The organism is Pseudomonas machongensis, from assembly GCF_034961125.1.
Lineage (GTDB): Bacteria > Pseudomonadota > Gammaproteobacteria > Pseudomonadales > Pseudomonadaceae > Aquipseudomonas > Aquipseudomonas machongensis.
In genome coordinates this window covers 1-9,898 of record NZ_JAYFUI010000115.1, presented here as the reverse complement: position 1 = coordinate 9,898, position 9,898 = coordinate 1, and the positions used below count along the sequence as shown (strand labels likewise).

10 protein-coding genes and 1 tRNA gene are annotated in these 9,898 nt (G+C 63.6%); 6 read left to right on the top strand and 5 right to left on the bottom strand.

Annotated elements, in window-relative coordinates; genetic code table 11:
* The 5 genes from VA602_RS12605 to VA602_RS12585 all read right to left on the bottom strand — a co-directional run.
* The coding region (locus VA602_RS12605) for an IS110 family transposase (RefSeq protein WP_323453356.1) at positions 1-273 on the bottom strand (273 nt) is incomplete at its 3' end.
* A 475-nt stretch (positions 274-748) separates the two neighbouring features.
* A tRNA-Phe gene (locus tag VA602_RS12600) sits at positions 749-824 on the bottom strand.
* A gap of 122 nt (positions 825-946) precedes the next feature.
* The gene (locus VA602_RS12595) at positions 947-1,219 is read right to left on the bottom strand and encodes an oxidative damage protection protein (RefSeq protein ID WP_054891704.1); all 273 of its coding nucleotides are present in this window, start codon (positions 1,217-1,219) and stop codon (positions 947-949) included.
* A complete protein-coding gene (mutY, locus tag VA602_RS12590; protein ID WP_323453355.1) occupies positions 1,216-2,283 on the bottom strand; it encodes an A/G-specific adenine glycosylase in 1,068 nt (355 codons plus the stop codon). Before mutY ends, VA602_RS12595 begins: the two co-directional genes overlap by 4 nt.
* Positions 2,280-4,535, bottom strand: a complete 2,256-nt coding sequence (locus tag VA602_RS12585) for an AsmA family protein (RefSeq protein WP_153772449.1) — start codon at positions 4,533-4,535, stop codon at positions 2,280-2,282. Before VA602_RS12585 ends, mutY begins: the two co-directional genes overlap by 4 nt.
* Positions 4,536-5,009: 474 nt before the next feature.
* Between VA602_RS12585 and VA602_RS12580 the strand changes: the two genes are divergently transcribed.
* The 6 genes from VA602_RS12580 (at position 5,010) to hisF (ending at position 9,898) form a co-directional block, all read left to right on the top strand.
* Positions 5,010-6,668: an OFA family MFS transporter gene (locus VA602_RS12580; RefSeq protein WP_323453354.1), complete on the top strand. Its 1,659-nt coding sequence runs from the start codon at positions 5,010-5,012 to the stop codon at positions 6,666-6,668.
* A gap of 189 nt (positions 6,669-6,857) precedes the next feature.
* Positions 6,858-7,451, top strand: a complete 594-nt coding sequence (hisB, locus tag VA602_RS12575) for an imidazoleglycerol-phosphate dehydratase HisB (protein WP_323453353.1) — start codon at positions 6,858-6,860, stop codon at positions 7,449-7,451.
* Positions 7,452-8,090 carry an imidazole glycerol phosphate synthase subunit HisH gene (gene hisH, locus VA602_RS12570; RefSeq protein ID WP_054891709.1) on the top strand — a complete coding sequence of 213 codons (639 nt, stop codon included), beginning with the start codon at positions 7,452-7,454 and terminating at the stop codon, positions 8,088-8,090. It abuts the gene before it with no gap.
* Positions 8,091-8,351 carry a DUF2164 domain-containing protein gene (locus tag VA602_RS12565; RefSeq protein WP_054891710.1) on the top strand — a complete coding sequence of 87 codons (261 nt, stop codon included), beginning with the start codon at positions 8,091-8,093 and terminating at the stop codon, positions 8,349-8,351. It begins immediately after the preceding gene.
* A gap of 28 nt (positions 8,352-8,379) precedes the next feature.
* The gene (gene hisA, locus VA602_RS12560; protein ID WP_003257484.1) at positions 8,380-9,117 is read left to right on the top strand and encodes a 1-(5-phosphoribosyl)-5-[(5-phosphoribosylamino)methylideneamino]imidazole-4-carboxamide isomerase; all 738 of its coding nucleotides are present in this window, start codon (positions 8,380-8,382) and stop codon (positions 9,115-9,117) included.
* Positions 9,118-9,127: 10 nt separating this feature from the next.
* Complete coding sequence (gene hisF / locus VA602_RS12555) at positions 9,128-9,898, top strand: imidazole glycerol phosphate synthase subunit HisF (RefSeq protein WP_008091498.1); 771 nt, start codon at positions 9,128-9,130, stop codon at positions 9,896-9,898.

Below are 9,898 nucleotides of genomic sequence, written 5' to 3'. Positions count from 1 at the left end.
GGCTTTGATATTCATGGACTCGGCAAACGACCTGGCTCGCCTGGGATTGACGCGGATGACCTTGTAGCCAGCGCTCTGCAGAAAGCTCAGAACCTCACGTTCGTATCCGCCTGTCGCTTCCAGCAGGACGCGCTTGACCTTGAGACCTCGAAGGCTCTTCTCCAATACCTCGAAACCTGCCCGATCGTTGGTGACATTGATCTTGAGGCTCTGGGGACGGACCGCTATGTCCAGCGTGCGACTAGAAACATCGATACCCACAAAGGAAACCATCACCAAAATCTCCTAGACTCAACAGAGTGAGAGGACTTTGGCTTGGCCCACGCTTGTGATTCGAGATCAAGGCCGCATCCAACTGTTCGGGCTCTCGCCAAAGTGGAACGGTGAATGGCAGCTTGTGCTCCCACTCGTGCTCAAGGCACACGCGGCATTCAGCTTGCCATTCACCGCTCTCACTCCAGATTCTAATCCCCTATCAAGACACAAGCGGGCTCGTCCCGCGATTGGGCCGCGCAGCGGCCCGGTTCTGCAAAAAACAGAATTTGATCGCAGAGACGTCGATTTACGGGTTGGCTGGCGTGCGTTCACCTTGCTCCAGCGAATGCGCAATGGCAATTAGGTTGGTACAGGCGAGGGGCATGGATGGTTGCACTGACGAAGAAGCGTAATCGCAGGCAACAAAAAACCCGCACTAGGCGGGTTTCTTGTGTCGCTTCGGGTAACTTTGCAACCACCCGATGCTTAATGGTGGTGCCCAGAGACGGAGTCGAACCGCCGACACGAGGATTTTCAATCCTCTGCTCTACCGACTGAGCTATCTGGGCGACGGGGCGAATTAAAAAGGTTTTCAGACCTTGCGTCAACGACTTTTTGAAAATTTTTTAAATTAATTCCGTCGCTTACGAATGTTGGCTGTTTTTTATACAGCCAGCCGTCCGGATCGGGTTCACTCGCTGGGTGGAACGTAGCCTTCAGCCTGGGCGTAGTCCTCGCCGGCGAAGAATTTGTCCATTTCCGCCTGGAGGAATTTGCGGTCCTCGCCATTCATCATGTTCAGGCGCTTCTCGTTGATCAGCATGGTCTGGTGCTTCTGCCACTCGTCCCAGGCCTTCTGCGAGATGTGCTCGTAGATGTCCTGGCCCTTGGCGCCAGGGTAGGGCGGGCGTGGCAGGCCTGGCAGTTCTTCGTTGTACTTGCGGCACTTCACGGTGCGGGTCATCGGGCTTCTCCTGCAATCAATTCGTCGGCCACGCGTGCGAGCAGCTTCTTGACCGGGGCTGCCAGGCCCAGGCGCGGCGGGGTGGCGAGGTTATACCAGAGCCAGTCGGGCTCGGCCACGTGCGATCCGACCGGGTCGACACGCACCAGCCACGGCTCGATCGCCAGCTGAAAGTGGCTGAAGGTGTGAGTCAGGCCTTGCAGCGCCTGGCTTTCGGTCATGCGCAGGCCGTGCTGGTAGGCGAGGTCGTCGAGCTGCGCCAGGCTGTCGAGCTCTGGCAGGCTCCACAGGCCGCCCCACAGGCCGCTGGAGGGGCGGCGGTAGAGCAGGATGGCGCCTTCGTTGTTGGTCAGCAGCGGCATCAGCGTCTTGCGCTGGGGCAGGGCCTTGCGCGGCTTGGGTTCGGGGTAGCGTTTCTCGTCGCCGAGCAGGTGCGCCTCGCAACCCGGTTGCAACGGGCAGATCAGGCAACTGGGCTTGCTGCGTGTACACAGCGTGGCGCCCAGGTCCATCATCGCCTGGGTGTAGTGGTTGACCCGGGTCATGGGGGTGAAACGCTCGGCTGCGGCCCACAGCGCATTGGCTACCTTCGGCTCGCCGGGGTAACCGGCCTGGGCGGTGAAGCGCGCCAGGACGCGCTTGACGTTGCCGTCGAGGATCGGTGCGCGGATGCCCATGCTGATACTGGCGATGGCGCCTGCGGTGGAGCGACCGATACCGGGCAGTTCGGTCAGCGCCTCGACGCTGCGCGGGAATTCGCCGCCATGCTGGGCGACGACGATCTTCGCGGCCTTCTGCAGGTTGCGCGCGCGGGTGTAGTAGCCCAGGCCCGTCCACAGGTGCAGGACCTCGTCCTCCGGCGCCTCGGCCAGGGCCTGCACGGTGGGCAGGGCTTGCATGAAGCGGTCGAAGTAGTTGAGCACGGTGCTGACCTGGGTCTGCTGCAACATGATTTCCGACACCCACACCCGGTAGGGGGTGATGCCCTGTTGCCAGGGCAGATCGTGACGGCCGTGCTGGTCGAACCACGCCAGCACGGCGCTGGAGAACTGCTGGGGGCTCATCGTTTGAACAGCCCCTTGAGCGCGTCTTTCAATTCAGGGCTCACCTTGTCGCCGAGTTTTTCATCGAGCTTTTCGTCGATCTTGTCCTTCAGGCGGTTGCCCGCAAGCTTCGCGGCAACCTTGCCCAGGCCGTCCTGGTCCAGGCGGCAGGCCTTGGCCCCCAGTTCGAGCGGGCCGCGGCAGCGCAGTGGCACTTCGACGCCGACATAGCGCTCATTGACCTGGCACGCCGGGTCCGGCATGGCGCGCTGGTCGCCCTCGACCACCACGCCGACGCCGTAGTCCATGCCCAGTACGCGCAGGTCCAGGTCGCCCTGGCCGTTCACGGTCAAGCCCGGGATGCGCACCTTGAGGTCTGGGTTGCTGGCCACGCCATTGCGTACCACCAGCGTGCCGCGCAGTTCCTGGAACGGCGTGTCCTTGGCCCGAGGCTCGCCGCTGAGCTGCTTGCGGTTGAGCGTGGCGATGGCCTGGCACAGCTGCTGCTCGAGGTTGGCATTGACCAGCACACCGTCGTTGATGGTGAAGCTGGCGTTGCCGTTGAGCGTATCGATCAGCGCTTTCTGGCTGTTGCCGGTGGCGGTCAGGTCGCTCGACAAGGTCAGCAGACCCTTGACCGGCGGTGCCTGATCCGGGCTTTCGCGCTTGATGAAGTGCTCGACCGGTACCCGGTTGATCCTGGTATTCACCCCGAGTTGCGGCACGGCAGGGCGTACGTCGACGGTGCCCTTGGCTTCGAAGGTGCCGTTGTACAGGCCACCGCGCAGGGTCTCCAGGGTGACCAGGCCGCCCTGGCCATTGGCCTTGAGCTGGGCGTCGGTGATCGGCAGCTTGTCGAGGGTCAGCGCGCCGAACGAGAGATCGGCCTGCAGGTCGAGGGCGCGCAGGCGATCGACCGGCAACAGCTTGTCGTTGCTCCAGGCTACTTGAGTGGGGGCGTTGGGCAGCGGCGTGGTGCCGGCACCGGCGATCGCGCTGGCTTCCTGTTGCTTGACCTCGGCCTGGCGCGCGGCCTTGGCGCCCTTGGCCTCATCGCTCTTGGCAGGCAGGTAGCGGTCGGCATCGAAGGTGTCGCCCTTGAGCTGCACGCGAAGGGCCTGCTTGGCGAAGTCTTCGACGGCGACACGGCCAGTGAAGGTGCTCTGGTCGAGTTTCACCGCCAGGTCTTCCATGGCGATGGAGTTCTGGGTGCCTTGCAGGCGACCGACCAGTTCCAGCTTGGCGAAGGCCGCCGGGTCGGCAGTGGCTGGCAGCGGATGACCGATGCCGTCGAGGAAGGTACGCAGGTCGAACTGGGCGATGGACAGCCCGCCGCTGATCTGCGGCGCCTTGTCCAGGTCGCGCAGGCTCAGCTCGCCGAGGGCGCGCAACTGGTTGGCCGAGACCTTCAGGCCGCTCCAGGACGCGACGTTGGCGCCCAGGTCGACCAGCACCTGGCCCTGGGCGGCGAAGGTCACGGTCTTGCCAGCGGTCGGCTCGCCCGAGGTTTCGCCGGACAGGCGCATGTCTTCGAGGCTGTAGCGCTTGAGCTTGCGGTCGAAGCGCAGGTCGCCGACCAGTTCGGTGCGGGCCTTGATGTTCGGCTCGCTGGCGCTGAGGAAGGCGCTGGCCTTGATTGGGGTGTTGACCCCATCGTGAATGGGCCCGCTGCTCAACTGGATGCTTTCGGCGCCATAGCTTTTGCCGCTCTGCTCATCGGTGAACTGCACTCGCGCGTTGTTGACGGTCAGGCTGTCGATGTCCAGCTTCACCGCGCGTTCGCTGCTGGCCTGCGCCTGCGCCGATGGCTGCGCGGGCGCGCCTTCGGCAGGGGCAGGCTGGTTGCTGGCCGTGGCATTCGGATCGGGGAGCGGCTTGCCGATATCCTCCCAGTTGCCATGGCCGTGTTCGTCGCGCAGCAACGTAAGGTTCAAGCCCTCGATGCGCACGTCGCTCATCTGCACCTCACGGCGCAGCAGCGGCAGCACGCGCACCGACAGGCCGAGCATCTGCAGGTCGGCGAACGGCTGCTTGGGGTTGTTCAGCGTGGCGATGCTCGCCTCGTGCAGTTCCAGGCCCAGCCAGGGGAACAGGCTCCAGCCGATGTCACCGTTGAGGGTGAGCTCGACGTGGGCCTTGTTGCGGGCCAGCTGGCGGATTTCGTCTTTGTAGTCGTTGGGATCGAAGAGGTGGGTCAGGGCGAAGCCCAGCGCCACGATGATCAGCAACAACCCGAGAAGTCCCAGCCCCAGGAATTTGCCGAACGCTTTCATGGGCGAGTCCTTGTAGTCCGATAGGTGAATTCGAGCGGCAGAGTATAGCGCCGCGACCATCGCTTCTGAGTATCTGACAAGAGATACAGGGCGTTTCCTGCGAATCGGATTCGACAGTTCTGGCTTGGGCAGTTCCACGTTCGAGTCGGCGTCGGTCTCGTTCGCGGGCAAGCCTGCTCCCACGAAAGCCGCGTGGTACCGCCGTTGTAGGAGCGGGCTTGCCCGCGAAGAGGTCGCTGCACATCGCAAACGGTTGCGCGTCCGACCTGTACCGGTTCAGTTTTATGAAAAATAATGATGTCAGATTGATCTCGCCGTCATATTATGCTGGTAACCTTGCGCAGCTTCCGGAGTGACCGCGACCTATTGTCGCGGGGCAACGACGCCGAAAACGGTGCCAATTTCGCCTTGTGTGCCGCGAAACAGCCAGGGAAACGATCCGAAAGCGCAACCATACATAAAAGGATCGAATCCATGAATAGCAGTATTACGGCAGGAGCGGCGACGAGCGCGCCGGGCTTCCTGTCGAAGGAGCGCATCATCGCCCGGCCAGGGTTCAATCGCTGGCTGGTTCCACCGGCCGCCCTGGCCATCCACCTGTGCATCGGCATGGCCTATGGCTTCTCGGTGTTCTGGCTGCCCCTGTCCCAGGCCATCGGCATCACCGCACCGGTCGCCTGCTCGCCTGACATGGGCTTCATCGCCCGTCTGTTCAGCGCCGACTGCGACTGGCAGATCTCGATGCTCAGCTGGATCTACACCCTGTTCTTCGTCTTCCTCGGCTGCTCGGCCGCCGTGCTGGGCGGTTGGCTGGAACACGCCGGCCCGCGCAAGGCTGGCCTGGTATCGGCGCTGTGCTGGTGCGGCGGCCTGGTCATCTCGGCAATCGGCATCAAGACCCATCAGCTCTGGCTGATGTGGCTGGGCTCGGGCGTCATCGGCGGTATTGGCCTGGGGTTGGGCTATATCTCGCCGGTTTCGACGCTGATCAAGTGGTTCCCGGACAAGCGCGGCATGGCGACCGGCATGGCGATCATGGGCTTTGGCGGCGGCGCGATGGTGGGGGCGCCACTGGCCACTGCACTGATGGGGCATTTCGCCAACGGCCAGGAAGTCGGCGTATGGCAGAGCTTCATCGCCATGGCGGCGATCTACTTCGTGTTCATGACCGCTGGCGCCCTGGCGTACCGCGTGCCGCCGACCGGCTGGAAGCCTGAAGGCTGGACGCCGCCGGTGAAGAAGGCCAACGCCATGGTCACCGACCGTCACGTGCACGTCAGCGTGGCCTGGAAGACCCCGCAGTTCGCGCTGGTGTGGCTGGTGCTGTGCCTGAACGTCTCGGCCGGCATCGGCATCCTGGGCATGGCCTCGCCACTGCTGCAGGAAGTGTTCGGCGGCAAGCTGCTGGGCAACGACCTGAGCTTCAGCGAGCTGAACGCCGCGCAGCTGGCGCAGATCGCTGCGATCGCTGCTGGCTTCACCGGCCTGCTGAGCCTGTTCAACATCGGCGGGCGCTTCTTCTGGGCGTCGTTCTCCGACTACATCGGGCGCAAGAACACCTACTTCGCCTTCTTCGCCATCGGCGTGGGCCTGTACACCCTGGTGCCGAACATGGGCCACATCGGCAACGTCGCGCTGTTCGTGGCGGCGTTCTGCATCATCCTGTCGATGTACGGTGGTGGCTTCTCCACGGTGCCGGCCTACCTGGCCGACCTGTTCGGCACGCAGATGGTCGGTGCGATCCATGGTCGCCTGCTGACCGCCTGGGCCGCAGCCGGCGTGCTCGGCCCGGTGCTGATCACCTACCTGCGTGAAGCGCAGCTGGCTGCGGGCGTACCGCGTGCCGCCGCCTACGACATGACCCTGTACATCCTCGCCGGCCTGCTGGTGCTGGGCTTCATCTGCAACCTGCTGGTGCGCCCAGTGGCCGACAAGTACTTCATGACCGAGGCCGAACTCGCCGCCGAGCGCGCGCTGAGCCACGACAAGGGCGCCGATGGCGCGCAGTCGCTGGAGTGGCATGCAGCGCCTGGCAGCCTGCCGCTGGTGCTGGTGGCCTGGGCCGTGGTAGTGATTCCGCTGGCCTGGGGGGTGTGGATCACCCTGCAGAAGACGGCGGTGCTGTTCCACTGATGCACTGATTGGCTGGGCCTGAAAGGGCCCTTTCGCGGGCGAGCCCGCTCCTGCAAGGCGATGTTGCCCTTGTGGGAGTGGGCTCGCCCGCGAATGCTTTGTGCTGCCACACGTCATCCGCGTTTCAAGCCGGCGCATTCTGGGCCTATAATGGAGCCCTTTTCGCCCAATGATTTTGCGGAGCTGGTGATGGTCGAACGTAAGGCTTCCGTCGAGCGCAATACCCTGGAAACCCAGGTCAAGGCCTCGATCAACCTGGATGGCACCGGCAAGGCCCGATTCGATATCGGTGTGCCTTTCCTTGAACACATGCTCGACCAGATCGCCCGGCACGGGCTGATCGATCTGGACATCGAATGCAAGGGTGACCTGCATATCGACGATCACCATACCGTCGAAGACGTCGGTATCACCCTCGGCCAGGCTTTCTCCAAGGCCATCGGCGACAAGAAGGGCATCTTCCGCTACGGCCACGCCTACGTGCCGTTGGACGAAGCGCTGTCGCGCGTGGTCATCGACTTCTCCGGCCGTCCCGGCCTGCAGATGCATGTGCCGTTCACCCGCGCCTCGGTCGGCGGCTTCGACGTCGACCTGTTCCAGGAGTTCTTCCAGGGCTTCGTCAACCACGCCCTGGTGACCCTGCACATCGACACGATTCGTGGTCACAACACCCACCACCAGATCGAAACCGTGTTCAAGGCCTTCGGCCGCGCCCTGCGCATGGCCGTGACGCTCGACGAGCGGATGGCCGGGCAGATGCCGTCCACCAAAGGGTGCCTGTAAATGCAGACGGTAGCGGTAATCGACTATGGCATGGGCAACCTGCACTCGGTGGCCAAGGCCCTCGAGCACGTGGGCGCCGGCAAGGTGCTGGTCACCAGCGACGCTGCGGTGATCCGCGAGGCCGATCGCGTGGTGTTCCCAGGCGTCGGCGCGATCCGCGACTGCATGGCTGAAATCCGTCGCCTGGGCTTCGACAGCCTGGTGCGTGAAGTCAGCCAGGACCGCCCCTTCCTCGGCATCTGCGTCGGCATGCAGGCGCTGCTCGAGCACAGCGAGGAAAACGAAGGCGTCGACTGCATCGGCCTGTTCCCCGGCCAGGTGCGCTTCTTCGGCAAGGGCCTGGAGGAAGACGGCGAGCACCTGAAGGTGCCGCACATGGGCTGGAACGAAGTCAGCCAGTGCATCGACCACCCGCTGTGGCACGACATCCCGGACCGCGCGCGTTTCTATTTCGTGCACAGCTACTACATCAATGCCGGCAAGCCGGGCCAGGTGGTCGGTCGCGGCCACTATGGCGTCGACTTCGCCGCTGCGCTGGCCGACGGCTCGCGCTTCGCCGTGCAGTTCCACCCGGAAAAGAGCCATACGCATGGCCTGCAGTTGCTGCAGAACTTCGTCGCCTGGGACGGGCGCTGGTAAATGAGCAGGTCGAAGACCAAGGCCCCGGTCATCACCCTGGCCCCCGAGCAGGAGCGCGAGGCACTCGATGTGCTCAAGCGCTTCCTTGAAGACCGCTTCGAGCTGACGCTCGGCTCGTTCGAGGTGGCCGAGGTCCTCGAATTGTTCAGCAAGGAAATTGCACCCCATTACTACAACAGGGCGATTGCCGATGTTCAACTGCACCTCAAGGAGCGGTTCGAGAGCATCGAAAGCGACTTGTGGGCGCTCGAGAAGCCCTGAACTCCACCGATTAGAACAGGTTTCCAAGATGCTGATTATCCCCGCTATCGATCTGAAGGACGGTGCCTGCGTGCGCCTGCGCCAGGGCCGCATGGAAGACTCGACGGTATTCTCCGACGACCCGGTGAGCATGGCTGCCAAGTGGGTCGAGGGTGGCTGCCGCCGCCTGCACCTGGTCGACCTCAACGGCGCCTTCGAGGGCCAGCCGGTCAACGGCGAAGTGGTCACTGCCATCGCCAAGCGCTACCCGACACTGCCGATCCAGATCGGCGGCGGCATCCGTTCGCTGGAAACCATCGAGCACTACGTCAAGGCTGGCGTCAGCTACGTGATCATTGGCACCAAGGCGGTCAAGCAGCCTGAGTTCGTCGCCGAGGCGTGCAAGGCGTTCCCGGGCAAGGTCATCGTCGGCCTGGACGCGAAGGACGGTTTCGTCGCCACCGACGGCTGGGCGGAAGTGAGCTCGGTGCAGGTCATCGACCTGGCCAAGCGATTCGAGGCCGATGGCGTGTCGGCGATCGTCTACACCGATATCGCCAAGGACGGCATGATGCAGGGCTGCAACGTGCCCTTTACCAAGGCCCTGGCCGAAGCCACCTCGATCCCGGTGATCGCCTCGGGCGGCATCCACAACCTGGGTGACATCAAGGCCCTGCTGGACGCCAAGGCCCCAGGCATCATCGGCGCCATTACCGGGCGTGCCATCTACGAAGGCACCCTCGATGTCGCCGAGGCCCAGGCCTTCTGCGACAACTACCAAGGCTGAGGACTGAACCATGGCACTGGCCAAGCGCATCATCCCTTGCCTGGACGTGGACAACGGCCGGGTGGTCAAGGGCGTCAAGTTCGAGAACATCCGTGATGCGGGTGATCCGGTGGAAATCGCCCGTCGCTACAACGAGCAGGGCGCCGACGAGATCACCTTCCTGGACATCACCGCCAGTGTCGATGGCCGTGATACCACCTTGCATACCGTCGAGCGCATGGCCAGCCAGGTGTTCATCCCGCTGACCGTCGGGGGTGGCGTGCGTACCGTGCAGGACATCCGCAACCTGCTCAACGCGGGTGCCGACAAGGTTTCGATCAACACCGCCGCAGTGTTCAACCCTGAGTTCGTTGGCGAAGCTGCCGACCGTTTCGGTTCGCAGTGCATTGTCGTGGCCATCGACGCCAAGAAAGTTTCTGGCCCAGGCGAAACGCCGCGCTGGGAGATCTTCACCCATGGCGGGCGCAAGCCCACCGGTCTGGATGCGGTGGAGTGGGCGAAGAAGATGGAAGGGCTGGGCGCCGGTGAGATCCTGCTGACCAGCATGGACCAGGACGGCATGAAGAACGGCTTCGACCTGGGCGTGACCCGTGCCATCAGCGATGCGCTGGGGATACCGGTGATCGCCTCCGGTGGTGTGGGCAACCTGCAGCATCTGGCCGATGGGATTCTGGAAGGGCATGCCAGCGCGGTGCTGGCGGCGAGCATCTTCCACTTCGGCGAGTACACGGTGCCCGAGGCCAAGGCCTACATGGCTTCGCGCGGGATCGTCGTACGCTGA